Below are 25831 nucleotides of genomic sequence, written 5' to 3'. Positions count from 1 at the left end.
TTCCGGCGTGTTTTTATTGCCACGGCTATGGAATTTCTAATCCGTCAGATCAAGGCGACGGCGGACTTCATCCATTACGCGATTAACCGTCAATTGCCGCAAATCGTTTTCGCGAATAATGCTGACCGCGTCTTTGCCTGTCCCGCGCGGCGCGCTCAGTTTCGGATCAGATTCCTTTGAAAACAGCACGATCGACGGCGCCCCGGCAGCAGCCGCAATGTGCATTGGCCCGGTATCATTCCCGATGGCAAGGACCGACCGCGCGGCAAGCGATGCAATATCAAGAAAACCGGTCCGCCCGACCAGATTGCGCGCCTTGGGGCACATCTGGTCAATCTTGCTCATAACCTCGCCTTCCTTGTCGGTTCCGATCAGAACCGGCGTCAGACGATAATCAGCCAGCTTTTTGGCCAACAGACCGAACCGCTCCGCTGGCCAGCGCTTTGCCGGACGATGCGGCGCGCCGCCCGGGCAAATCAGAACAAACGGACTTCTGATCCCGAACCGTTCCAGTTCAATATCCGGCCCTGTAATTTGGGACGTCGGCACATTGGGAATACCGGCATCAAGAAGCTGTTCCGCCATGCGGTCGATGGAATGCAGCGAATCCCGTTGCGGATTGCTGTGCGGATGGGAACATCCGCGGGCAATGCCAGACCATTCCGGCCGCGGGCCCGGCCAAAACAGCTTGAAGTAAAAGGCACTGCGATCAGATGTCTGCAGATCATATACCCGGTCAAAGCCGCCATTGCGCAAGAACCGGCGCAGTGCAAGTACCTCGCGCACCTGGCTCATTTTGGGGCGGCGGTCGATGGCGATAGAATCGAAATACCCGCTCGCCTTCATAAGATCGACATAAGGCCGCGTGGTCAGAACCGTAATATGCGCCTTCGGATGGGCGGCCCGAATGGCGGCAAACGGCCCCATAGCCAACACAACATCGCCAAGTGCTGAAAGCTTGATGACCAGAATGCGTTCCTGATGTTGCCCGGAAACCGGCATAACTTTTTCATCTGCTGCGATTGCGATCGCAGCTTCCTGTTCAGTTGCCAAATTCTGGTCGGTCATACTGCATTCCTGATAACGCGCTTAAGCGCCTTGGCGTAAACACGCAGGGTCCGTTCAGCCATCTGTTCAAGCGAGAATTCGGCAATCACGTGATTGCGCCCCTTGATCGCCAAAGCAGCGCGTTTTTCCGGCGTCAGATTAAGCACCTGAATCAAAGCCCGTGACAGCTGATCGACTTCGTTGGGACTAACCAGCCACCCGGTTTCGCCTGGCAGCACTGTTTCCAGAGCCCCGCCGTGGGCGGTCGACACAACCGGTCGCCCCATTGCCTGTGCTTCGGATGGTATCCGGCCAAAAGCTTCCGGGGCCAAAGATGGACAAGCCACCACATCAGCCAACATATAAGCCGCCGGCATATCAGCGCAGTGGTCTACGATATGAACAACATCATCAACCCCAAGCTTACGACTTAACTGCAACAACTCTTCGCGATACGCAGTCCGACCCTGATCCGATCCAACGATCAGGCAGCGCAACTGACGATGTCCCAGAGCTTCCAGCACTGCTGGCAGTGCTTGGATCAAGAAAGTCTGACCTTTCCAGCGCGTCAACCGCCCTGGCAGCATAATGACATATTCTTCGCCATTCAGACGCCACTGGGTCGACAACGCAATCAGGCGTTCCTGACTTACATTTTCAGGATTGAACAGATCAACATTCGTACCGCGCGGCACAATGTTCAGGCGATCGGGTTCAACCTTGTAAAATTTGTTGATGTGATTGGCGATATGCTTGGAAATCGCAATCACCTGGTCACCCATGGTCATGATCGCGTTATAGCGACGCTTGAACGGGTTGGTGTGCCCCGAATAGGTGCCATGGAATGTCGTGACAAACGGAATTCCGGCTTTGCGCGCCGCGAAGTAGGCGCTCCAAGCTGGTGCGCGCGAGCGGGCATGAATGATATCCACACCCTGTTCGCGAATCAGTTTTACCAGCGCATCCACATTGCGGCGCATCACCAGAATATTTTTGGATTTCAGTGGCAGATTGATGTGGGTTGCGCCAAACCGGGCAAGTTCACGTTCCAGACGTCCACCCTGGGATGCAACAATTGCCTTGCCGCCGCCCTCGACGATGGCGCGCGCAATATCGACAGTACCCCGTTCAACCCCGCCGGCATCAAGTTCCGGCAGCACCTGCAAAATCACCGCAGGACGATAGTCCCCGTCTTGCGCTTGGGGCTCGGTTCGATAGACTGTTTCTGTCATTACTTCTGACGCGCTCATGCAACTCCACCATCAACACCCAAGGATTCCGCCCCGGATGACACATGACATGCCGACGCCACAGCTTGAAAAGCCTCAATATCTTAACCGGCCTGACGGTTTAAAAATTGCATACCATCACGTGCCGGGCAAGCGATCTGACGTACAGGCAGTCACTCCCGGGGTGATGTTCCTTGGCGGATTCATGTCAGACATGACCGGAACCAAGGCGACCCATCTTGAAGCACACTGCATTCGGCAGGGGGTGGCTTATACCCGCTTTGATTATTCCGGTCACGGACAATCGTCGGGTAAATTCGCAGATGGAACAATCGGTAAATGGGCCAGTGATGCCATTGCCGTTCTTGATGAAATTACGGCAGGCCCGCAGATACTTGTTGGTTCGTCCATGGGCGGCTGGATCATGCTTTTGACAGCACTTGCCCGCAAGGATCGGGTCGCCGGACTGGTTGGCATTGCCGCCGCCCCGGACTTTACCGAAGACCTGATGTGGACCCAGTTTAGCGATGAACAGAAAAAGACACTCATGGATCAGGGGGCATTGATCGAGCCAACCGAATATGGCGATGATCCCTATACCATCACGCGTGCCCTGATCGAGGATGGCCGTAATCAGCTTTTGCTGCGCAATCCCATCGAACTTGCCTGCCCGGTTCGTCTGGTACAGGGGATGAAAGACCCCGATGTGCCATGGCAAACCGCTATTCGCCTGACCGAGGCACTGGTAACCGATGACGTACGTGTTGACCTGATCAAGACCGGCGACCATCGCCTGTCCGAGCCAGATCAGCTGGATGTCATCACCAAGCATATTGATGAAATGATTGCAAAAACGGCGGCCTGACAGGATCAGGGCCGCCGCCATTGGCATTTGAAATTGCCGATACCCGGTTCAGGCGAGAACGACATTCTCGCCTGTTACCTTTACCGCAACGGATTCCAGTGCATCACCTGTGCAAGGACCCGACACACATTCCCCGTCTTCAATGCGGAACCGCGCGCCATGGGTGGAACAGATGATTTCCGCGCCAAAATCGCTGATGAATTCATCGGGTTCCATGTCAAGCGGCACGCCGATATGCGGGCAGCTATTTACATAACCAAACACATCATCACCGCTTCGCACGACGAAAATACCGGTTCCACCAAGATTGATGCCCTTGGCACCGGTAGCATCAAGATCACTGAGCGTACATAAAACCGTGCCCGATTGCGGAAGACTGGTCACGGTGCAACCCCGCCCATCTCGCAGATCGCCGCCCAGGATGCATCATCAATTGGCATCACAGAAAGACGCGACTGTTTAAGCAATGACAGCTCGGCAAAGCGCGGATCAGCTTTGATATCGGCAAGGGTTACCGGCGTTTTCAGCGGTTTGACCGTCTTGAAATCAACCTGCACAAACTTGCCCGTGGCATCGCTTGCGTCGGGATAGAATTCGCGCACCACTTCAACAATCCCGACGATGCGTTTTTCATTTACCGAATGATAAAAGAACGCCTTGTCGCCGGTTTTCATGGTGCGCAAATTCTTGGCGGCCTGATGGTTACGCACCCCATCCCAGCCTTCGATGTCTTTCTTGACCTGGTCGTCCCACGACCAGCTTCCCGGTTCGGTTTTGACCAGCCAATATGCCATGGATCAGAACACCTTCTTGAACGGACGGATCACGACCGATTCAAACAGACCGGCCTTGGCATAGGGGTCATTGGCGGCAAATTCGCGGGCATCTTCGATTTTATCGAACTCGATGATAAAGACCGAACCGTTCATGCCTTCCATATCGGGATCAAGGGTCGGACCCGCCGCAACAATGCGCTCTGCAAAGCCGCCTTTGATATAGGCAAGATGGTCTTCGCGATTGGCTTTGCGGACATCAAGGTGACCGGGTTTATCAACGCAACGGATATAGAAATGCATGGACTGTTTCCTGCTTCTTTATGGGATCAATGACCATAAAGTGACAGAACCACCCGACATTCTCAAGCCGAACCCATCGGCAATAACCCGCTTGTGATCAAGGGGCTGAAGAAATCAGTCCGCACTTTCCAGTTCATCGCGGAACGGACGCTGTAACAGAGCATTAATCGTGCTGCGCAGATCGGCATTATGATTTGCGACCTGATTGACTGCGGCACAGATCGGCATTTCAACACCGTATTTTGCGGCAACTGCCGTGATCGAAGCAGCGGTATGAACGCCTTCGGTCACCGAACGGCGTTCGGCAAGAATATCCTTGGCCTTACGGCCTTCGCCAAGGGCAACACCAAAAGTGTAGTTCCGCGAAAGCGTACCGGTACAAGTCAGGGTCAAATCCCCCAGCCCCGCCAAACCCAACATGGTCTCAACCCGTCCGCCCATCGCAACAGCAAGGCGCGACATTTCGGCAATGCCCCGGGTAATCAGAGCCGCACGCGCATTGTCACCAAGCTTGAGCCCCGCAACCACGCCACTTGCAATCGCAAGGACGTTTTTAATTGCGCCAGCAACTTCAACACCGGCAACATCCGTACTGAAATAGGGCCGAAATTCCGGCGTTCCGATCAGATCGACCAGACGTTTACCCAAGACCCGATCCTCGCAGGCAAGGGTAATTGCCGCAGGCAGACCAGCCGCCACTTCCTGTGCAAATGTCGGGCCCGACAGAACAGCAACCGGCACATTACCAAGGGTCTCATTGACCACCTGCGCCATCAGGGCACCGGTTTCCTTTTCGATCCCCTTGCAGCAAATCACAGCTGGAAGATCATCCGTCCAGTGCGCGGCAAACCGTGTCAGGGTTTCGCGCAAATGCTGTGCCGGTGTCACCAGAAGAACCGCATCGGAGTCGCGAATGCCGTCATAATTCGTCGTGGCGCGCAGCGCACCGGGCAACGAAACACCGGGCAGATAAAGATCATTCTCGCCTTTGGTGTTGATCCGGTCGGCAAGATCGGGATTGCGCAAAATCAGTTCAACATCTTCGCCAGCACGTACCGCCTGCACGGCAAGGGCCGTTCCCCAGGCACCGCCACCAACAACTGTAATGCGCTTTTTCATGATCATCGTTCCGGCAAAAATGAAATCACTGTGGATCGTCGCAACCCGGCCAAAGGATTGCTAAGCCTTGACCCCGGCACCAGGGCGCTTGGGGGCTTCGGGATCAAGCGGCCAGCGCGGGCGCGGCTTGAAATCAAGATCATCACGTTCGCCAAGGCGGAAACGTTCCAGCCCGGCCCATGCAATCATCGCAGCATTATCCGTACAAAGATCAAGTGGCGGTGCGACCAGCTTCATTCCCGCCTGATCGGTCAGTTCGGTCAAACGCGCGCGCAGATATTTGTTCGCCGCAACCCCGCCCGCAAGAACCAGTGTCTTGCCTGTCGGGTAATCGCGCATAAACTCAAAGACCGCATTGCGCGCACGATCAATCAGGGTATCGCCCACTGCACGCTGGAATGACGCTGCAAGATCGGCTTTGACCTCGTCCGTTTGCTGGGGAACCGGGAAACCGTCGAGATAGTTGCGCACAGCCGTTTTAAGGCCCGAGAACGAAAAATCACATCCGGGTCGCCCGCGCAGCGGACGCGGCAAACCAAAGCGTTCCGGATTGCCTTTGGCGGCGATCTTTTCAAGGGCCGGCCCGCCGGGATAGCCCAATCCCATCATTTTGGCGGTTTTATCAAACGCCTCGCCAACAGCATCATCAATGGTGGTGCCAATCCGCTTATATTGGCCAACACCCTCGACAATCAGAACCTGGCAATGGCCGCCGGACACCAGCAACAACAGATAGGGAAAGGCAACGTCATCGGTCAGGCGAACAGTAAGTGCGTGGCCTTCCAGATGATTGACCGCCAGAAACGGCTTGTTGGCGGCAAAGGCAATCGCCTTGGCAGTCATGGTTCCCACCATCACGCCACCAATCAGCCCCGGTCCGCCGGTGCAGGCCACGGCATCAAGATCGGCGAAATCCACACCGGCATCGTCCATTGCCTCGGCCACCAGCCGGTCCAGATGTTCCAGATGGGCGCGTGCGGCAATTTCGGGGACAACCCCGCCATAAGGACGATGATCGTCAAGCTGGGACAAAACACGGTTTGCCAGAATCTCGCGCTTGTCATTCACGACAGCAGCGGCCGTTTCGTCACAGCTTGTTTCGATACCAAGTACGATCATGTTTTTGATCCGCTTATGCAGGTCTGCCGAAGGTTTCGACAATCGGAATCCGTCATATATCTGGCGATGATGTAGCGGAAACTTTGTGTTCTTTCCACCCCCGTGCAACGCAATTGCCATATGCAGTTATCGCGCTTCACCGGTTTTCGGCCATTTCAACGTCTGATCATACCCCGTTACGGCGGTTGGACATAAGTCAATGAAACCATCCTGCCAGACGTTAAAATCATTAAAGTTAAGACCGCGAATTTTAAGGGCGTCAATCACCCGCAACCCTTGTTTTCAAACAGCTTTAAGACTAAGACTTCACCCATGACAGATACAGCAAAACTTCGCATCGGCACCCGTGGTTCCCCCTTGGCAATGGCCCAGGCACATGAGGTCCGTGACAAACTGGCCCGTGCCCATCCTGAACTTTCGGGTGAAGGTGCGATTGCCATTACCGTGATCACCACAACCGGCGACCAGATTCTGGATCGTCCTCTGGCCGAAATCGGCGGCAAGGGGCTGTTCACCAAGGAAATCGACGATGCCCTTATGGGTGGCGAGATCGACCTTGCCGTGCACAGCATGAAGGATGTCCCGACCATCCTGCCAGAAGGCATGATCCTGCCGACCATTCTGCCGCGTGAGGATGTTCGCGATGCGTTTATTTCGCTGAAATATAAAAGCTTTGCCGAAATGCCTGCGGGTTCCGTCATCGGATCGGCGTCGCTGCGCCGTCAAGCCATGATCCTGAACAAATATCCTGACCTGAAGGTTGTGACATTCCGCGGGAATGTTCAAACCCGCCTGCGCAAGTTGGGCGAAGAACAGGTTGATGCCACCCTGCTTGCCATGGCGGGCCTGAACCGCCTGGGCCAGCCGGAAATCGCCACGGCCCCGATTGCCGAAGACGATATGCTGCCCGCCGTTGCACAGGGTGCCATCGGTGTCACCATCCGCGAAGACGACACCCAGACCAAGAACTGGCTGGCCGCACTGCATTGTGAAAAGTCCGCCATCCGCGTTACAGCCGAACGCGCCGCCCTTAGGGCACTTGACGGTTCTTGCCGCACGCCGATTGCAGCACTGGCAGAATTTAACGAAAATGGCAGCATGCGTTTGCGTGTCACCATTGTTCGCCCGGATGGCAGCGAACGCCTTGATACTGAACGCCTGATTGCCAAGCCCGATATGGACACAGCCGCGCAGGCCGGTACAGATGCAGGTGAAGAGCTGAAACAACGCGGCGGGCCAGACTTTATTTCGGCCTGAGCCCAAGATGACGGAAACGCAGATGGGACCCTTGGTGTTAAATACCCGGCCCGAAACCGATTCTGCCGAATTATTGGCCGCGCTTGATACGCGCGGCTACCGTCATCTGTCCGCGCCGATGCTCGCCATCAGCTTTCCTGCACCCGAAAAGCCTTTTGATATCAGCCCCTATCAGGCGCTGATCTTTACATCGGCCAATGGTGTTCGTGCTTTTGACCAGTTATCGCGTGACCGCACCTTGCCCGCCCTTTGCGTTGGTGATGCTACCGCACGTATGTGCAGGGAAATGGGATTTGCAAATGTCCTGTCGGCCAATGGCGACATTCATGATCTTGCAACCCTGATCCGGCAAAAGATTGATCCCGCATCGGGGCCGCTTTTCCATCCTGCTGCGCGCAAAACGGCTGGTGATCTGGGCGGGATGTTGCGGGTTGATGGTTTTACCATAGACCGTCAGACGGTCTATGAAGCCATCGCCTGCGATACGCTTCCGCAAAATGTGATTGATGCATTGCATCGTCATCACATTGATGCGGTTTTATTTTTCTCTCCCCGCACTGCGGAAACCTTTGTTAAGCTTGTTCACAGCTATAAGCTTGAAGGTGCGTTGGCCGGGGTAGATGCAATTTGCCTCAGTCCGGCGGTGCAATCGCGGATCTCAGACCTTACATGGCATAGAACGCACGTTGCATCACAACCGACACAAGAATACCTTCTTTCCTTATTAGGGTCCGTCGTAACGGCTTGCCGTACCTGACGCCGTTTTGGGAATAACCGCAAACTGCAATGGTCCGATCGTGAAAACACCAGAAACGCCAAAAACCAACGCTTCCGCCAAGTCGACCGATACGGAAAAACCGTCCGCAACCATTTCCGTTGATAGCAAGGGCAATGCAAGCCCGGATCCCAAGAAAGCTGACGCATCTTCTGGCGTGAAACCCGGCGTTTCAGATGCCGGGTCGAAAAAGGTAGATGACGGCAATAAGCCCGATACTGCCCCCAAGACGGACACGGCGAAAACCGGTGCAAAACCGACAGATGGCAAACCCGCAACACCCGCCAAACGCAAAAGCGGCGGCGGCAAAGCAATGGTTCTGTTTGTTTTGATCATTGTCGGGGCATTGGCCGCAGGATGGCTGACCCGCGCGATCTGGTGGCGCGACGCCGAGCCGCATCTGGCCCAGTATGTTCCCAATGAAATTCTGGCCGAAATTGCCCCGGACGGATTTGATACCGACACCGCGTCAAACGATACCGTCACGGCAACCAACAGCCCGAATACCGGATCAAGCACGATCCCGGCCCCCAGTGAAGACGCGACCATGGCCGAAAATGGCGATGCCGCGGTCAAGGCCGAGAATGATCTTCCTGCTGCCAATGACAGCGGTACGATTGCAGCTGATAGTTCTGCGCTTCCGGATGGATCCGTTGTTGTTGACCCTGGTCTGACCGAGCGTCTGTCACGTCTTGAAGGCACGATCAATGCCCTGCGCGAACGTCTGAACAATGAACGCGGAGATACCCTTAACAACACCGTTGCCCGCCGCATGGCCGAGATCGAGACCCGCACCGCCCCGATCGAAGAGCTTGCACGTGTGGAAAGCGAACTTGCCGGTGTTGCCAATGAAATGCGCGAACTTTCGGCCCGTCTTTCAACGATGGAAGAAGAAGTCCGCGCAACCACCGGCCTTCGTGTTGAAAGCCGTGGCCAAGCAATCGCCATGGCTGTGACGATCCTGCGCGATGCGCTTCAACGCGGCGGTCCGTTCATGATTGCCCTGAACCAGCTTGAACGCAGTGCCGGTGACGATGCGGTTATCCTTGAACAGATCGAAACTCTGAAACCGCTCGCAGAGTTGGGCGCGCCAACCCTTGAAAAACTGCGCCAGTCCTTCCCGATCATGGCACAGGATGCCGTTGCGGCGGCGACCGACGATCATTCGGGCAGTGTTCTGGATGCCACCTGGGCCAATATCAAAAAACTGATTCCGATCCGTCGTGTTGATGCCGCGGGCGAAGAATCCCTTGAAGGTCGCTTGGTCCTTGCAGAAAACGCACTGGCACAGGATGACCTGGATGGTGCTGTTACCGCCCTTGAAGGTGTCGAAGGTGATCATGCCAAGGCAGCGGTTCGTGACTGGCTAAGTGCCGCTGAACATCGTCAGACCCTGAATGCTGCCATCGCAACACTCAGCGCCCACGCCATCGGCCTTCTGACCGGGGCGGAGGGCAGCCAATGATCCGTCTTCTGACTTTTATTCTGATTACGGCTGTTCTGGTTTTCTGCACCGTCTGGTTTGCTGATAATCCCGGCAATATGACCATTGTCTGGCTGGGTTATCGCTTTGACGGATCGATTGGCATGGTTGCCCTTGGCTTGCTTGCCCTGACTGTTGTGTTGGTGCTTGCATGGCGCGGCTGGACAATCATTGCCAATTCGCCGGGCTGGGTCGGCCGCCTTTTGGGCAGTCGCCGTCGCAAAAAGGGTCAACAGGCCCTGACCATGGGGTTACTTGAACTGGCATCTGGTGATGTCCGTCAGGCCCTTAAACATACCCGCGCAGTTGACCGTTATCTTGAAGATGACACCCTGACCCGTCTTTTGACTGCACAGGCTGCCGAACTTGATGGCAATAACGATGCCGCCAAGCGTCAGTTCGAAGCCATGCTTGAAAAACCGGATTCGGCATTTTTCGGTCTGCGCGGTCTGTTGCAGCTGGCCCTTAAGGCCGATGATCGGGAAGCTGCCCTTGATTACGCCGAACGCGCCCATCGTCTGCGTCCGCGCAATCCGGCGGTAATTGTTACCTTGTTTGATCTGTTGCTGACGTCGCGACGCTGGGACCGGGCATTGACCTTGTTGGTGGATGCGCAAAAGGCATCGGTGTTTGGCGAACAGGAACTGACACGCCGTCGTGCTCTTTTGATTACGGCCAAGGCAGAAGATGCGATTGCAGCCGGTGAAAATGCCGAGGCCATCAAGCTTCTGCGCAAGGCACTGAATGCGTCGGCCGGGTTTACCGGGGCGGCTGTATTGCTTGCGGGTCTTTATCGTGACATCAAACAGGATGCCAAGGCCCGTGACGTTATCTTGCAAAGCTGGCAAGTTGCGCCGTCTGCGGCACTAGGTGCGATTTACCGCGACACCCTGACAGGTGATCCGCTGGCAAAGGTCAAATCGGTTGAAAAACTGGCGGCCACCAACCCGACCCATATCGAAAGCCAGCTTGTATTGGCCGAAGCAGCCCTTGAAGCCGATCTTTGGGGTGTTGCGCGCAGCAACCTTGAAAAGGCCATGGCATCGAAGGCCGAGGCACGGCATTACCGCCTTCTGGCCGATCTTGAATTGCGTGAAAATCAGGATGGTGCCAAGGCCCGTGATCTTTTGATCAAGGCCAGCCACGCCAACCCCGATCCGGATTGGCGTTGCGGGGCATGTGGTGCGGAAACAGATCGCTGGGTCGTATCCTGCCCGTCCTGCCATTCATTTGGCAGTGTCGACTGGCGTGCGCCGCTGCGTGTGCATCACACCCCGGCGGCCAAAGCATCACAGCAAACCACCGATCCAAAGGCAACGGTCGCGATTGAGCAAGACGGCACCGTCATTGATCACAGCAATGATGATGACGCCACGGCTGGCCAACCTTCAAAAGGCAACCAGCCTGCTGGTTGAGTATCGCCATAATGCATTTAACAAACCCCGCAACATCGATTGCGGGGTTTGTTTTTTGGCAGTCGGTTAACGGGATGCCGCCCAGTCAGAAATCGCATCCAGAGTATGACGGGCGCTGGCGATTGTCGGAGTCGATACCTTTACCGAATCAACAAAGACAATCCGCCCTTCCTTTTCCGGGCGCAGGAAGCGGTTCCATCCAGGTACGATCACATCAAGCCGCTTGCGAATGGTTTCTTCACTGCGATCTGCACTGACATAGCTGTTCATGACAATCAAAAGATCGGGGTTAAGGCGCGCGAACTGCTCCGAACTTAGTGGCACCGAGAATCCCTGACCATATCCCGACGCCTTGCCGGTCCCGTCAATTTCAAGGCGGTGATACCCAAGATCCTCAATCGCCTGTACCGCACCGGATTTGTTCGTGACCATATTGATGGTGTCGTGAATGATCACCGCCATATAGGTCTTGCCATCCGGGTTTCCGGGCAAATGGGCCCGAACATCTTCAATCTGTTTCTGATAACCGTCCCAAAGGGCTTGGTACTGTTGTTGCGCGCCCAAGAGATCCGCCAGTTTCTGCTGCGTGATGAAGCCCGTGATATCCGGGGTCCGGATATTCTGCAGATAAACTGGTGCAACAGACGATAACAGGTCTGCTTTGTCCTCGTCACTTTCGCCGCCAATGATGAGGTCCGGCTTCAAGGCACGGAGCTTTTCAAGGTCAAGGTTGCCAATCGGACCGATCCCGCCAATGCCCAGTGCCTTGCCATCCTTGCCCAGCACCGATTGAATGAAATCAACCCGCAACATTGAACTGCCATCATCGTTTCGGCCGTATGAGCCGACAATATCACGGCCAAGCTCCAAAATCGGCACACCCAGAATGGGTTCCTGCAACACCACAATACGCTTTGGGTTTTCAGGGATCGAAACGGTGCGGCCGCGATCATCCTGTAATGTACGCATGTCGTTACCAGACTGGGCATGGGCCAGACCACCGGCACATATCAGGGCGAAAGCGATAATCAGTTTACGCATGGAAACTCCGCATAAATATTTCAAGATCGGGCCTGACGCATGGTTCGAATGCGCAGCGAAATGATAAAAAGCGGCGCGCCAATCATCATGATGGCAAGCCCGGTCGGCAGTGCGACCTGATCTGGTCCAAGCCGTGTCAATCCGTCGGCTGCCACCACCAAAACGCCGCCCATCATTGCGGATAACAACAGACGCGCCCGCCCTTTGGCCGGCGAAATGAAACCGGCAAGATGTGGCGCCATAACCCCCAAAAAGACCAGCGGACCAACAGCCGCCGTTGCCGCCGCACTGAGCAGAACCGCAATAATCAGGATGATCGGCTTGGTGACATGAACGGGTTCGCCAAGAGCAAGGGCCATATGATCACCCAGATCAAGACTGCGCAATTTGCGCCCGACAACAAGAACCGCCGGGATTGAGAAGAAAAACCAGACCGAAAATCCGCCCACTGCCGGCCAGTCGGAATGGAATAATGACCCGGCAAGCCAGCTTGCAATCGCATGGGACTGTTCGGGCGGTGCATACAAAATCAAGACCGAGGTCACCGATGAAAGCGTGGTTTCAACCGCAATCCCCATCAGCAAAATGCCAAGCCCGCCGGAATGATGCCGCCCGACCAACACCATCAACAACACCGCCACGGCCAGTCCGCCGACAAAACCGGCAAGCGGCGTGTATATTAAAGGCAGACCGGGAAACAGAACCAAAACAAGCATGATGGCCACAAGCGATCCCTGGCTGAGGCCAAGCAATCCGGGATCGGCCAGCGGGTTCTGCGCCAGTGATTGCAACATCGCCCCGGTCAACGCGACACACCATCCGGCCATAAACCCCATCAGGATGCGCGGCATACGAACATCGGCAATGGCAAAGCTGAGATCTTCGGACATTGCGGAACCGCGGAGCAAATCCACCAGATCCGAAAATGTGCTGTCAGTTGATCCCATGGTCAACAGAACCACGCCCCCGATCACAACCAGCAAGGCCATGGCAATGGCTGTCAAAAGATTATGCAGACGGATTTCCAAGCCACTGCCCAGCCGCAAGACGGCATATCCGTGAAGCCCCTTTGTCAGCCGCATTACAGAGACCTCCGCAAGCCCGGTGTCAGGTAATAGCGCCGAACAATAATGGCAAAGACCACGCCGCCAACCATGTCCATCATCAATCCGGTATGCAGAACAAACGGTGCAAATGCCATGCGTGCAATCATGTCAGCGATCAGGCAAACCGTCGCCCCGACAAGGATACAACCGGGAATGACGGCAGTTTGGTTGGCACCAACCAACGGACGGACAATATGGGGAACAACCAGGCCAACAAACCCAACCGGCCCGCAAATGGCAACAGCCGCACTGCATGACAGGACCACAGCCCCGACCGCAAGACGCGATACCAAAGTAACATTCACCCCGGCCGATGACGCCTTTTCCGAACCCAACGCAATCAGTGACAGGGCGCGTGACAGCACAAGAAGCACACCCATTCCGATCACGCCAACGGGCCAAAGCAGTTCGAGGCGATCAAAATAGACATGATTGATATTGCCACTCATCCAGCCAAGGAACTCGTTTCGGAGCTCGGGACTGGAAAGCAAAAACGCGTTGGCAATACCGATCAGCAACATCGAAACCACCGCCCCGGACAGGATCAGTGACAGCCCCTTCGGGTTCCCGTCCATGCCCGACATTCGGGCAACCACCAAACAGATGGCGAAGCCCACAGCACCGCCGATCAGCGCAACAAGTCCCTGCGACGCCGATGAAATGCCAAAAAAGATCACGCCGCCAACCACAAACAAGGTCGCACCGGCATTGACGCCAAGCAGCGTGGGGGACGCCAGTGGATTGCGCATCAATCCCTGAAGCACAGCACCACCACATGCCATCACCGAGCCGGTGAAAACAGCGATCAAAACACGTGGCAGACGCTGATAAACAACGATGAAATGATCATAGTTATCTGCATCAAACTGAAAAAATGCGGCCCGGATATCGTTTGGCGCGATGATGCTGGCACCCAATGACAAATTGGCCACAAAGGCAATTGTCAGGGCCAGAACAAAGACCAGAAATGCAGAACCACGCCGTGTCATTGCGCTTCTGCCTGTAGCGCACCACCCCTGCTGGGCAGACAGACAATCTGGCCGTTGCGGGCAAAAACATCCGCCTCAAAGTCAAATACCGTCCGGATGTTTTCCGGTGTGATGACTTCTTGTGTCGGGCCGGAAAATGTTGCTTGGCCATTGCTGACCATCACCACCTTGTCGGCAAAGGCCGATGCCAAGTTAAGATCATGCAGAACAGCGATAACCGTTTTGCCCTGGTCCCGGCCCAACGTGCGGACCAGATCAAGCACCGCGTACTGATATTTCATATCAAGATGGTTGACCGGTTCATCCATCAGGATGATATCGGCGTCCTGGGCCAGAACCATCGCAATCCAGGCACGTTGGCGTTGCCCACCGGACAACGAATTGACCGGAACATGGGCCATATCCGCCAAGCCGACCGTTTGCAGCACATCCCTAAAAAGGGCGCGATCCTTGGCTCTTGGCCCACCAAACAGTGAATAGCGCGCGTAACCGGCAAGTTCGATCAACTCGCCCAGCACAATATAGTCCGGACAATGATTTTCCTGCGGCAAATAGGCGATGCGACTGGCAAGCTTGCGGCGCGGAATGCTTTCAATCGGCACATCATCAAGGGTGATTGATCCACCCGACTTTGGCATCAGACCAAGGATCGATTTCAGAAGGGTTGATTTTCCACACCCGTTCGGCCCGACCAGCGCCGTCACTCCGCCCGCATCAAAACGGACAGAAAGCCCGTTCAGAACGGGCAGTTTCCCATAAGAAACAACAAGGTCTTGAGCAGATAGCACGTGCAAAGGTCCGGTGGTTCAAATCTGACCGGAACATAGATCAATGCGTTTTGTGCTGCAAATGATATTCATTCATATTATCAGCAACCCGCCAGACGATGATCAAAGGATACGGACCCACCATGACCAGCAGCAAGCAAATCCATATCGGCCTATCTGTCGCCCCGACCTGGTTGATGAATGACGCATGGCGTCGTGCTGACAGCGATATCGAAAACGTCTTTTCCACAGGCTTTTTCGTCGATATCGCCAAGCGGGCGGAAAAGGCCAAGATCGACTTCCTGTTCCGGCCCGATACCCTGTTCATGAAACCCGACATGATTGCCGGTTCACCGGGCTTTTCGAGCATTGATCCAACCATTTTGCTGACTGCGCTGGCTGAACATACAAGCCATATCGGACTGGTCACGACCGCATCAACGACGTTTTATCCGCCCTACATCGTCGCCCGGCAAATCCAGTCGCTTAATATCGTGTCGCAAGGACGAGTTGGCTGGAACATCGTCACATCCCTTGATGGCAACGAGAATTTCGGAATTTCCGAAATGCCATCAAGCGAAGATCGTTATCGTCAGGCAGCCGAATTTACCGATGTGGTCCATAAACTTTGGGCAAGCTATCCGTCCGATGCCATCATTGCGGACCGCGAAAGCGGCACTTATGGCACCCCGGACGCCCTGACACAGATCGATCATCACGGGGAGTTTTACGACGTCGCAGGGCCGCTTAACACACCGGCCTTTGGCAATGGCAAAGTCCCGCTGTTTCAGGCCGGCGCGTCGCCAGCCGGGCGTGACTTTGCCGCATCCGTTGCCCATGCGATCTTTGCCGCCACCCCCGACCCGGAAGTTGCGCGCGAACTGCGTAGTGACCTGCGCCAACGGGCGGCAAGCAAAGGCCGCGATCCCGATGATATTCGCATCCTGCCCGGACTTAACATGTATCTGGCCCCGACCCGTGAAGAAGCCCGCGACATCTTTGCCCAAACTCACGCGCGCATGGACCCGCGCCGCATGATTGCCAAGATCAAGGAACTGATCGCGCTTGATCTGACAGATCACCCGATGGATGCACGCGTCACTGCCGACATGCTGCCTGCTGCGGATACGGTGGTGCGCAGCAAAACCCATGGTGACCTTGTCCGCCGCCTGATTGAGCGTGCTCAGCCAACGGTCAAAGACCTTCTGACCCGTCCGGAAGTCATGGGATCATCACACTGGATCGTGGTCGGCACGCCTGCGGATGCTGTGGATGAAATCGTCGCCTGGGCGGAAATCAATGCCGGTGATGGCATCATTGCTCTTCCCAACGGATCGCATCAATCGGTTGACCTGTTCCTTGATCAGGTTGTCCCGCGCTTGCAGGAACTGGGACTTTTTCGCACCGAATATTCCGGCAGTACGCTTTCCGATCATCTTGGCGTCAAGTAACCAACAAAAAACCCCGGGGATTTCCCCGGGGTTTTTCAATTTGATATCAACCGCGCTTAGTGGCGGAAGTGACGCATGCCGGTAAAGACCATGGCAATGTCATGTTCGTCAGCAGCGGCAATGACTTCTTCGTCACGCATGGAGCCACCCGGCTGGATCACAGCCGTTGCACCGGCCTTGACCGCGGCCAGAAGGCCATCTGCAAACGGGAAGAACGCATCAGAAGATACGACCGAACCCTTGGTACGCAGTTCAGCTTCACCGGCATTCTTGCCAGCTTCTTCTGCTTTCCAGGCGGCAATGCGCGAGCTGTCAACGCGGCTCATCTGACCGGCGCCAACACCAACGGTCTTGCCGTCTTTGACATAAACGATGGCGTTTGATTTCACATGCTTGCCAACGCGGAACGCAAACAGAAGATCGTCAAGTTCGGCATCAGACGGCTTGCGCTTGGTGACGACTTTCAGTTCTTCGCGTTTCACACGGCCCGCATCACGGTTCTGAAGCAGATAACCACCCGCCAGCGAACGAAGCGTCATGTCTTCGCCTTCCGGGTCGGCCATGCCGCCGGTTACCAGCAGACGCAGGTTTTTCTTGGCTGCCAGAACTTCCTTGGCGGCATCGTCTGCATCCGGGCAAATCACGACTTCGGCAAACAGCTTGGCGATTTCTTCGGCCGTTTCCTTATCAAGGGTACGGTTCACCGCAATGATGCCACCAAATGCCGAAACCGGATCACAAGACAACGCCTTGTTATAGGCTTCGATCAGGGTTGCACCCTCTGCAACGCCACACGGGTTGGCGTGCTTGATGATCGCAACAGCCGGCTTTTCGTCAAACTCGGACACCAGTTCAAACGCAGCATCGGTGTCATTCAGGTTGTTGAACGACAGTTCCTTGCCCTGAAGCTGGGTCGCGGTTGCCACACCCGGACGGTTTTTACCGTTGGTGTAGAACGCGGCCTGCTGATGCGGGTTTTCGCCATAACGCAGGGTCTGTTTCAGTTCGGCCGAAACATTCAGGCGCTGCGGGAAGGTTTCACCGAGCTGACCGGCAAACCAGCTTGAAATTGCCGAATCATATGCACCGGTACGGGCAAAGGCCTTGGCGGCCAGAACACGACGGGTTTCTGCGGTGGTGGCACCGGCATTGTCATTCATTTCGGCAACAACGCGGTCATAATCGGAAGGATCGACAACCACGGTAACCGATTCATGGTTTTTCGCCGCCGAACGGATCATGCTTGGACCGCCGATATCGATATTTTCGATGCAGGTGTCGAAATCGGCACCCTTGGCAACGGTTTCTTCGAACGGATACAGGTTCACACAAACCAGATCGATCGGGGAAATGTCGTTATCTTCCATCGCCTGCATGTGGCTGGAAAGAGAACGGCGGCCCAGAAGGCCGCCGTGAATCTTCGGATGAAGAGTCTTGACACGACCGTCCATGATTTCGGGAAAACCGGTGTGATCGGCAACTTCCTTGACAGGCACACCAGCGGCTTCGATCGCCTTGGCAGAGCCGCCAGTCGACAGAATTTCAACACCCTGGGCGTGAAGGGATTTGGCAAATTCGACCAGACCGGTCTTGTCGGAAACGGAAATAAGCGCGCGCGCAATACGAGCAGTCATTGGGTTCGCTTTCATGCATCAATGTGATGAAGGTTGCGGACCCATTGATGATATATCGGCCCACGATATCAAGATGCGCATGGCTGCTCGTGCATGCGAAAATGACAGTGTTGCGGGCAAGACCGGCCTTTTAACGCGACAGGAATAGTGCAATTTCTGTCCGGGCCGACACATGATCAATGAGTCCGAACCATGTTTCGCGCGGAGCTTTATCATGTGCAGCGCAAAATGTGGACCCCGAATTCTTGCATGGCGGCCTTTTACAAACCCGCCAACTGCCTTGGCATCCCGGAACAAAAACGGGGCGGCCCATTGGCCACCCCGCATCAATTTTGCCAACTATCAGATCAGGCGACGTTTTTCTGAATACCCAGCACCGCAAAGGCCTGATCCAAAGATGCCTGTTGATGGGCGGCATAAAGTGCCAATTCATCGGCAACCGCTGCGCCAAGGCATTTCTCGAACACGTCCTGATTGGACTGTTCGACATAGTTTTTCTGCTCGTCACTGCCAAGATTCGACTGGAAGATACCCGCCGCACTGACCGGCAGGAAATCTTCGTAAACAATCGGATCGGCACGAAGATAACCCTGATCAACCAGATCGTTCACTGACGCACCAAGATCAACATTCCCGGCGGCATTTTTGCCCGCCTTGGTGACGCTGTAGCGGAAGAAGGCCAGCTTCTCGACACGCAGGGTCTCGTAATCATCGGGGAATGCGGCAAAACGTTCGGCCAGTTCGGTTTCGTAATCGCGTGCATTTGATCCACCGGCACTGACCTGAACGGCATGGCGCACAGATGCCAGAAGCCCGTCATAAAGCTTGCGTCCCTCGGCAGTCAGGGCAATACCGCGCTGCTCGATCTCGCCAAACCGTGCGGTGTGAGTACCAGCCGTCCCCTTCGGGTGATCGCCAACGAAATAGACCTGTTCTTCAAGCGCCTTGAAGCTGGTCTGACGCAAAAGGATCGGGCAGTTGCGCGACGGCGGGCCTTCGACAATGGCCTTGGGCGAAATACCACGCTTGGGCATATCACGCTGAACCGCATCAATATCAAGAGTACGCGGAGTCAGATGGTTGATATGCGGTCCCTTAAAGCAGACAACATCGGCAATCAGACGATGCGCATCATGAAGCTTCTGATAGGTTTCAAGTGATACGGTCGCGTCACTGTGCCAGCGGAAGGTTTCAAGCGCCTCGGTGACAAACTGTTCGGCCTGTACACGATCCAGACCACCGTTCTTTTCGGCCAGATAGATTAGCTTAAGCGCATTTGGCGTAAAGATTTCGCGATTTGCCAGAATGGCTTCGGCCTCGGTGCGAAGATCTTCATCCTCAATCAGCTCAAGACGCAAAAGTGATGTGAAAACGCGAAACGGATTGCGGCGCAGGGCTTCGTCGTCAATCGGACGAAATGCCGTTGAATGTACCGGCACACCGGCAACCGACAGATCGTAATAGCCGACCGGATGCATGCCCATCACGGCAAACAGGCGTCGCATATTGAACAATTCTTCGGGTTTACCAAGGCGGATCGCACCGTGACGTTCAAGATCAATACGATCAAGTTCATCATTATGCACAAGCCCGTCGCGAAGGTCCGCGTCAGCCGCGAGCTTTTCCTGATTGATGTCAGAAACCAGCTCCATCAGGGTGCCATATTGCGGCACCTCGGCGCGGTACATGTCCGACATCGCACTGGAAAACATCGAACGAATTTCATCAGGATGGACAAATGCGTCTGCCGACATGTGGGACCTCCAAAAGACGGATCGTGCAAGAAATTCAGATGACCCGATGAAAAGGTCATTCCGATTTATCATTCTTTGCGCAAGATATGTCCCGTTTTTGGCAATGACAAACGACAATTCAGCACGAGTTCATTCACTGATGGAATGAACATCGCAGAATATTACAACCGATAGGAAAAAGGGAAACAGTCGCTATAAAGCCTAGGCCGAACCACCGACCTGTTTACTACCCGCTTCTGCCGGTGCATCGGAAAAGATTGATTTCACACCAATTTCCGGCGGCTGGAATTCCGGCACAAGCTGACTGATCAGCTCCAGCGTTTTGTGGGTATTGCGATTGGTGGCACTGTCTTCAAGCGCATCAAATACCTGCCGGATTTCGGCATAATCGACCACACGCGGACTTGCCAGCATCACGCCATCGGTTTCGGTCGGCACGGGCGGCTCGCTGTCATGGAACAATTCTTCATACAGCTTTTCACCCGGACGCAGGCCTGTCACCTTGATCTCGACATCCTTGCCCGGTCGCAGACCCGAAAGCAGGATCATCTGACGGGCAAGATCGACGATCTTGACCGGACGCCCCATGTCGAGAACAAAGATCTTACCCCCATCGGTCACACCATGACGACCAAGTTCAGCCGATTGCAGAACCAGTTCAACTGCCTCGGCAATGGTCATGAAATAACGGGTAATGCCTTCGTGGGTAACGGTCAGCGGCCCGCCGGCTTCAAGCTGACGCCGGAACAGTGGCACCACCGATCCGGTAGACCCCAGAACATTGCCAAACCGCACCGTGACGAAGCGGGTCTTGCCGCGCTGATCAGCAGGCAGGGTTTCAAGCGCCTGACAATAACATTCGGCCAGACGTTTCGACGCCCCCATCACATTGGCCGGGTTCACCGCCTTGTCGGTCGAAATCAAAACCATCGTCGAAACACCTGCCGCACGGCAGGCCTCAGCAACGTTTCGCGTGCCCAGTGTATTGGTCAGAATGCCTTCATTGGGATTGTGTTCCACCAAGGGCACATGCTTGTAGGCAGCAGCGTGGAACACAAGTTCGGGCATCGCATGATCAAACACCTGCCCGATCCGTTTACGATCCCGCACATCACCAAGAATACTTTGCCGTGCCAGATCCGGATGCTTTTCCGCCATCTCCATATCGATGGCATAAAGGTTATATTCACCGGCATCGACAAGGGTCAGCGAACTTGGGCCATAAGAGGCAATCTGGCGTACCAATTCCGATCCGATGGAGCCACCGGCCCCGGTCACCAAAACCCGTTTCCCACCGATCATTTCACGTACGCGATCACGATCAAGGCGGGCTTGCGGACGACCAAGAAGGTCTTCAATGGCCACCGGGCGGATTTGCAGCGGATCGGCAAGGCCTTCGCGCAAGTCACCCAGCTTCGGCAACCGGGCCAGTGTCATGCCATAACGATCAGCAATCTCGACCCATTTGACATTGTCTTCATGACGAAGCGCATCACCACTTAAAACCAGACGGCGCGGCAAACCATTCTTGCCCGCCTCGAGTTTCTTGACGATGTCTTCAAGCTTGTCGACGGTTGCCAAAACCTCGACCCCATGAATATTCCGCCCGACGCGCCCTTCCGTAAGGGAAACAATGCCGATCACCTTGAAAACAGTATCGGCTGAACGCTGGGTTTCGCGAATAAAGGTCTCGGCCTCGTCACCTGCGCCGATCAGCAAGACCGGAAGGCGGGTCGTCCCCTGACGAGCGAAAGCACGCGCCGTCGATTTGTCCTTGGCCACGCGATAGATCAGACGTGGCCCCCCCAACAGCGCCATCAACAAGAACCACTGGATCAGCGGTGCCGAACGCGGCAGCCAGTCAAGTCGGGTGGTCAGGAACAGCACGAGAAACAGAATGGCCACCGCCGCCGTGACCGCCTTGGCAATTGTCGACAGATCATTAAGCGACGCATACCGCCAAATCCCCCGATAAAGCCCGAAATACCAGAAGCTTGCCGCAGCAATCAGCATGAAGGCCAGCGAAGACAGCATGATGCTGTTGAGGTCATAAAACTGAATGCCTTCCCCGACACGCATATAAAGCGCAAGCGGGAAAGAAACCGCCGCCATGAAGATGTCATGGACAAAGGTGATATGGCTTCGCTGAATAAAACGCGACATGCGGTCCCTAAAAGGCAGTTTTCTGTTTTTACAAGGATATACCCGTCTGCCCGAGAGACGGACAGGTGTTTCTTTTCGCGCCCGCCCGGAAACAAGTCAAGCAATGCGCGTCGCCAATACGCCGGATCAGGCGTCCGGCTTTGCTTTGACCGGCATCCGAACCATCATGCCCACAAGGGATAAAACCACGATCAGGGCTGCAAAGACCCGCATCCAGTCAGGCGTTTCACTTTGCGCAAAACACACCCCGATCAGGATCAGATTGCTGATCGCAATCATGGTTGAAACCCGGGCATGGGAAAAGCCGCGCTGGGTTGCCAATTGATAGAAATGTTCGCGATGGGCTTGCCAGACTTTTTCGCGACGAAGGGCCCGCTTGATCAGGGTAAAGGTCGCATCAAACAGATAATAGGACGGCAAAATAAGTGCGATAGCCCATGCGCCTTCAGATGCCAGTTCCAGCAACATCCAACCCAGAACAAAACCAAGCGGCACCGATCCGACATCGCCCAGAAACAGTTTGGCCGGGTGCCAGTTCCAGATCAAAAAGCCGATCATGATGGCCAGAATACCAAGCCCGATATAGCCAAGCCCGATGAATTGCGGCAACGGCACCAGCAACGCCATGATGAAAACGCCAAGCCCGATTGATCCGGCCTCAACCCCGGAGATGCCATCGATCCCGTCCATGAAGTTGAACAGATTGATGAACCAGACCCAGGCAAACACCACCAGAACATGATCAATCCAGACCGGAACAAGCCCGCCCAAAACAGGCTTGTCCAATGCAAGAACACCAATAATCACGGCAACGAATTGCAGGGCAAAACGCACAGCAGCCGACAAATCATGACGATCATCCAGCCAACTGAGCAAACCAAGCCCGGCGGCCGCAGCCAGCATCAACCAATGACTGACCGCTGTAACCCCGGTATGGATGAACACAACTGCCACCAGCACAATCAAAAGCGGTGTCACAGCAAGTCCACCACCACGCGGTGTCGGCACCGCATGGCTGGACCGGTGATTGGGCATATCAAGAATTGCCTTGCGCCGCAGATAGTTCAAAACCACCCAAGTCAGCAACATCGAAGCAATCAGAAAGATGCTCGAAAAGGTCGCAAGTCCGGCGAACGTCATGGTTTGGGCATTCCTGTCACTATCGGCATAAGATGATCCGTCTGGATTAGCCGGACCGCACATCCATCGCAAGGCTTTTCAAACCTAGATCAGGGTGATCCGGCCCCTCATTTTCCTGATAACACAAGGCAGCCATGCCACCTATTCGGGTGCTTGGTGCTTTACACTTTGCCACGCGACGCTTAACTAACCTTCATAACACGAAACCGGAGATATCCCTTTGACAGAACGCCGTTCCCGTCCAGCACATCGCAACGCACCGCGCAAACAACCGGTCGGGGCACCCGATCCGCGGATGCTTGCACTGAAAACCTTGCAAGAACTGCGTGGCGGCGAAGTGACTCTGGACGAACTTCTGTCAAAGCACGGCTATGGCCTGCCATCGCTTGATCGCAATTTCCTGCGTCAGTTGCTGGGCACCACATTACGCCATCTTGGCGAAATCGATGCGGTTCTGGCACCGCGCTATCAACCACCGCAAGACCGTGTTGCCGCACGCCTGACCAATATCCTGCGTCTTGGCGTCGCACAGTTGTTCTTTATGGATACGTCTGATTACGGTGCAGTCGATAGTACGGTCAATCTGGCCCGCGATGCCGGTTTGCACAAATATACCAAGCTGATCAACGCCGTTCTGCGCGGATTGCAACGTGACGGCTTTGAATGGCCCGAAGGCGTCGAGGACTGGCAGCTTAATATTCCAGCATGGCTGCGCGGGTCCTGGAAAAAAGCCTATGGCGCGGAAATCAGCCAGGCCATTGCCGAGGCAAGCCTTGGTCATGCGATGCTCGACCTTTCGATCAAGGACCGGACCACATCAGCCGACTGGGCCGAAAAGATGGATGGCCTTGTTCTGCCGACCGGATCGGTGCGCCTTGAAAGCGGTCGCCGGATTCGTGACCTTCCGGGCTATCGCGATGGTGACTGGTGGGTTCAGGATGCCGCCGCTGCCATTCCGGCAACCCTGTTTTCAGCCTATCAGGGCAAGACGATCTATGATCTTTGCGCAGCCCCCGGCGGCAAAACCATGCAACTGGCATCACTTGGTGCCAGTGCAATCGCGGTTGATAAATCCGAAGGCCGCCTGAAACGCGTGTTTGAAAACCTTGAACGTGTCTCGCTTGGTGCGGCGGTTGTGACCGGTGATGCCACCGATCTTGCGCCAGATACTCCGCGTGCAGATGCGGTTCTTCTGGATGCACCCTGTTCGGCAACCGGCACCATTCGTCGTCATCCCGACATTCTGCTGCGTCAGAATGATAAACTGATGAAGTCATTGCTGCCGATCCAGACCAAGCTGCTTAATCAGGCTGACAAGCTTTTGAATGTTGGTGGCGAGTTGATCTATTGCACCTGTTCTTTGCAGCCCGAAGAAGGCGAGCATCAGATCAAATCATTCCTTGCCGATCATCCGAATTACGAACGCAAACCGATCACTGCAACCGAACTTGGCGGCTGGGACGAGGCGATCAACGAAGCCGGTGAATTGCGCGTTCTGCCGATCCACATGCAGGATTTTGGCGGTATGGATGGCTTTTTCTGTGCCCGACTCGTCAAAAAGTCCTGATTTCGCGTCAAAATCCCATTTCAACCCACAGACAAGGCAGCCATGAGCCCCATTCGGGTGACAGGCCGCCTGTTTTGGGGTATGAGATGCCCGAATTTCCCATATCCCGCATTGCTTCAGGACCCGTGACGCATGACCACGTCGAACATTAAAATTGCACCTTCGATCCTTTCGGCCGATTTCGCCCAGTTGGGCGTTGATGTCCGCGCTGTTGACGCAGCAGGCGCCGACTATATCCACATTGATGTGATGGATGGCCATTACGTGCCCAACATCACCATTGGCCCGGATGTGGTCAAGGCACTGCGCCCGCATTCCGACAAGGTGTTTGACGTGCATCTGATGATCGCACCGGTCGATCCGTATATCGAGGCATTTGCCAATGCCGGTTCCGACATCATCACCATTCATGCCGAAGCAGGCCCGCACCTGCACCGTTCGCTTCAGCTGATCAAGTCGCTGGGCAAAAAAGCCGGTGTGTCACTTAACCCGTCGACCCCGGAAAGCGTCATTGAATATGTCATGGATCTGGTTGATCTGGTTCTGGTCATGACCGTGAACCCGGGCTTTGGCGGCCAGAAATTCATTCCGAGCCAGCTTGAGAAAATCAAACGTATCCGCAAAATGATCGATGCAACCGGCCGCGATATCGACCTTGAAGTCGATGGTGGCGTAAACCCGGAAATCGCCCCGCAGGTCATCGCGGCAGGTGCGAACGTTCTGGTCGCAGGATCGGCAACCTTCAAAGGCGGCCCGTCGGAATATGCCAACAATATCAAGGCAATCCGCGGCGCATAATCTGCCTTCAAGACATTATTAAAAACATTTCGGAGT

The 25831-nt window shown here is 55.2% G+C and carries 23 protein-coding genes; 8 read left to right on the top strand and 15 right to left on the bottom strand.

Annotated elements, in window-relative coordinates; all coding sequences use genetic code 11:
* Positions 1–36: 36 nt before the first annotated feature.
* Positions 37–1068: a glycosyltransferase family 9 protein gene (locus TH19_RS18090; RefSeq protein ID WP_114103761.1), complete on the bottom strand. Its 1032-nt coding sequence runs from the start codon at positions 1066–1068 to the stop codon at positions 37–39.
* On the bottom strand, positions 1065–2297 hold the full coding sequence (locus tag TH19_RS18085) for a glycosyltransferase family 4 protein (protein WP_258548033.1): 1233 nt from the start codon (positions 2295–2297) through the stop codon (positions 1065–1067). The genes TH19_RS18090 and TH19_RS18085 overlap by 4 nt, the downstream gene beginning before the upstream one ends.
* Positions 2298–2481: 184 nt before the next feature.
* Here TH19_RS18085 and TH19_RS18080 point away from each other — a divergent pair, with 184 nt between their 5' ends.
* On the top strand, positions 2482–3141 hold the full coding sequence (locus TH19_RS18080) for an alpha/beta hydrolase (protein ID WP_278006997.1): 660 nt from the start codon (positions 2482–2484) through the stop codon (positions 3139–3141).
* 48 nt (positions 3142–3189) lie between these two features.
* Here the strand turns inward: TH19_RS18080 and TH19_RS18075 are convergent, their stop codons facing one another.
* From TH19_RS18075 to tsaD, 5 genes are all read right to left on the bottom strand, one after another.
* Positions 3190–3525, bottom strand: coding sequence for a Rieske (2Fe-2S) protein (locus TH19_RS18075; RefSeq protein ID WP_114103759.1), 336 nt, complete (start codon positions 3523–3525; stop codon positions 3190–3192).
* Positions 3522–3935: an EVE domain-containing protein gene (locus TH19_RS18070; protein WP_114103758.1), complete on the bottom strand. Its 414-nt coding sequence runs from the start codon at positions 3933–3935 to the stop codon at positions 3522–3524. The genes TH19_RS18075 and TH19_RS18070 overlap by 4 nt, the downstream gene beginning before the upstream one ends.
* A gap of 3 nt (positions 3936–3938) precedes the next feature.
* Positions 3939–4217: a YciI family protein gene (locus TH19_RS18065; RefSeq protein WP_114096548.1), complete on the bottom strand. Its 279-nt coding sequence runs from the start codon at positions 4215–4217 to the stop codon at positions 3939–3941.
* A gap of 114 nt (positions 4218–4331) precedes the next feature.
* Positions 4332–5336 carry an NAD(P)H-dependent glycerol-3-phosphate dehydrogenase gene (locus TH19_RS18060; protein ID WP_114103800.1) on the bottom strand — a complete coding sequence of 335 codons (1005 nt, stop codon included), beginning with the start codon at positions 5334–5336 and terminating at the stop codon, positions 4332–4334.
* A 60-nt stretch (positions 5337–5396) separates the two neighbouring features.
* Entirely contained in the window at positions 5397–6455 is a 1059-nt protein-coding gene (gene tsaD, locus TH19_RS18055; protein ID WP_114103799.1) for a tRNA (adenosine(37)-N6)-threonylcarbamoyltransferase complex transferase subunit TsaD, read from the bottom strand.
* 312 nt (positions 6456–6767) lie between these two features.
* Between tsaD and hemC the strand changes: the two genes are divergently transcribed.
* Genes hemC through TH19_RS18035 form a run of 4 tightly spaced genes read left to right on the top strand, consistent with a single transcriptional unit; the run spans position 6768 to position 11385 of the window.
* On the top strand, positions 6768–7712 hold the full coding sequence (hemC, locus tag TH19_RS18050) for a hydroxymethylbilane synthase (RefSeq protein ID WP_114103757.1): 945 nt from the start codon (positions 6768–6770) through the stop codon (positions 7710–7712).
* 7 nt (positions 7713–7719) lie between these two features.
* A complete protein-coding gene (locus TH19_RS18045; RefSeq protein WP_258548032.1) occupies positions 7720–8469 on the top strand; it encodes a uroporphyrinogen-III synthase in 750 nt (249 codons plus the stop codon).
* A gap of 40 nt (positions 8470–8509) precedes the next feature.
* On the top strand, positions 8510–9952 hold the full coding sequence (locus TH19_RS18040) for a COG4223 family protein (RefSeq protein ID WP_114103756.1): 1443 nt from the start codon (positions 8510–8512) through the stop codon (positions 9950–9952).
* Positions 9949–11385 carry a heme biosynthesis protein HemY gene (locus TH19_RS18035; protein ID WP_114103755.1) on the top strand — a complete coding sequence of 479 codons (1437 nt, stop codon included), beginning with the start codon at positions 9949–9951 and terminating at the stop codon, positions 11383–11385. The genes TH19_RS18040 and TH19_RS18035 overlap by 4 nt, the downstream gene beginning before the upstream one ends.
* Before the next feature lie 66 nt (positions 11386–11451).
* Here TH19_RS18035 and TH19_RS18030 read toward each other — a convergent pair whose 3' ends face one another.
* From TH19_RS18030 to TH19_RS18015, 4 genes are read right to left on the bottom strand one after another with little or no spacing between them, the layout of a single operon-like run.
* Positions 11452–12426, bottom strand: a complete 975-nt coding sequence (locus tag TH19_RS18030) for an ABC transporter substrate-binding protein (protein ID WP_114103754.1) — start codon at positions 12424–12426, stop codon at positions 11452–11454.
* A 20-nt stretch (positions 12427–12446) separates the two neighbouring features.
* Positions 12447–13508, bottom strand: a complete 1062-nt coding sequence (locus tag TH19_RS18025; protein ID WP_114103753.1) for a FecCD family ABC transporter permease — start codon at positions 13506–13508, stop codon at positions 12447–12449.
* Positions 13508–14521 carry a FecCD family ABC transporter permease gene (locus TH19_RS18020; RefSeq protein WP_114103752.1) on the bottom strand — a complete coding sequence of 338 codons (1014 nt, stop codon included), beginning with the start codon at positions 14519–14521 and terminating at the stop codon, positions 13508–13510. The genes TH19_RS18025 and TH19_RS18020 overlap by 1 nt, the downstream gene beginning before the upstream one ends.
* The gene (locus tag TH19_RS18015) at positions 14518–15309 is read right to left on the bottom strand and encodes an ABC transporter ATP-binding protein (protein WP_114103751.1); all 792 of its coding nucleotides are present in this window, start codon (positions 15307–15309) and stop codon (positions 14518–14520) included. Before TH19_RS18015 ends, TH19_RS18020 begins: the two co-directional genes overlap by 4 nt.
* 122 nt (positions 15310–15431) lie before the next feature.
* Here TH19_RS18015 and TH19_RS18010 point away from each other — a divergent pair, with 122 nt between their 5' ends.
* The gene (locus TH19_RS18010; RefSeq protein ID WP_114103750.1) at positions 15432–16739 is read left to right on the top strand and encodes an NtaA/DmoA family FMN-dependent monooxygenase; all 1308 of its coding nucleotides are present in this window, start codon (positions 15432–15434) and stop codon (positions 16737–16739) included.
* A 56-nt stretch (positions 16740–16795) separates the two neighbouring features.
* Here the strand turns inward: TH19_RS18010 and purH are convergent, their stop codons facing one another.
* The 4 genes from purH to TH19_RS17990 all read right to left on the bottom strand — a co-directional run bounded on the left by purH (position 16796) and on the right by TH19_RS17990 (position 23430).
* Positions 16796–18373, bottom strand: coding sequence for a bifunctional phosphoribosylaminoimidazolecarboxamide formyltransferase/IMP cyclohydrolase (gene purH, locus TH19_RS18005; protein WP_114103797.1), 1578 nt, complete (start codon positions 18371–18373; stop codon positions 16796–16798).
* 347 nt (positions 18374–18720) lie between these two features.
* Positions 18721–20127 (bottom strand): 2-oxoadipate dioxygenase/decarboxylase HglS, encoded by a 1407-nt coding sequence (gene hglS / locus TH19_RS18000; RefSeq protein ID WP_114103749.1) that lies wholly within the window; start codon positions 20125–20127, stop codon positions 18721–18723.
* A 201-nt stretch (positions 20128–20328) separates the two neighbouring features.
* Positions 20329–22290, bottom strand: coding sequence for a polysaccharide biosynthesis protein (locus TH19_RS17995; RefSeq protein WP_114103748.1), 1962 nt, complete (start codon positions 22288–22290; stop codon positions 20329–20331).
* 126 nt (positions 22291–22416) lie between these two features.
* The gene (locus TH19_RS17990) at positions 22417–23430 is read right to left on the bottom strand and encodes an MraY family glycosyltransferase (RefSeq protein WP_114103747.1); all 1014 of its coding nucleotides are present in this window, start codon (positions 23428–23430) and stop codon (positions 22417–22419) included.
* Positions 23431–23650: 220 nt separating this feature from the next.
* On the opposite strand from TH19_RS17990, the gene TH19_RS17985 reads away from it, so the two are divergent.
* Entirely contained in the window at positions 23651–24997 is a 1347-nt protein-coding gene (locus tag TH19_RS17985) for an RsmB/NOP family class I SAM-dependent RNA methyltransferase (RefSeq protein ID WP_114103746.1), read from the top strand.
* Positions 24998–25129: 132 nt separating this feature from the next.
* Positions 25130–25795 (top strand): ribulose-phosphate 3-epimerase, encoded by a 666-nt coding sequence (gene rpe / locus TH19_RS17980; protein WP_114103745.1) that lies wholly within the window; start codon positions 25130–25132, stop codon positions 25793–25795.
* The last annotated feature ends 36 nt before the right edge of the window (positions 25796–25831 follow it).

This window comes from Thalassospira profundimaris (assembly GCF_003326675.1).
Classification (GTDB): domain Bacteria; phylum Pseudomonadota; class Alphaproteobacteria; order Rhodospirillales; family Thalassospiraceae; genus Thalassospira; species Thalassospira aquimaris.
The sequence above is the reverse complement of the archived record's forward strand: the minus strand, read 5'-3'. Positions and strand labels throughout refer to the sequence as shown.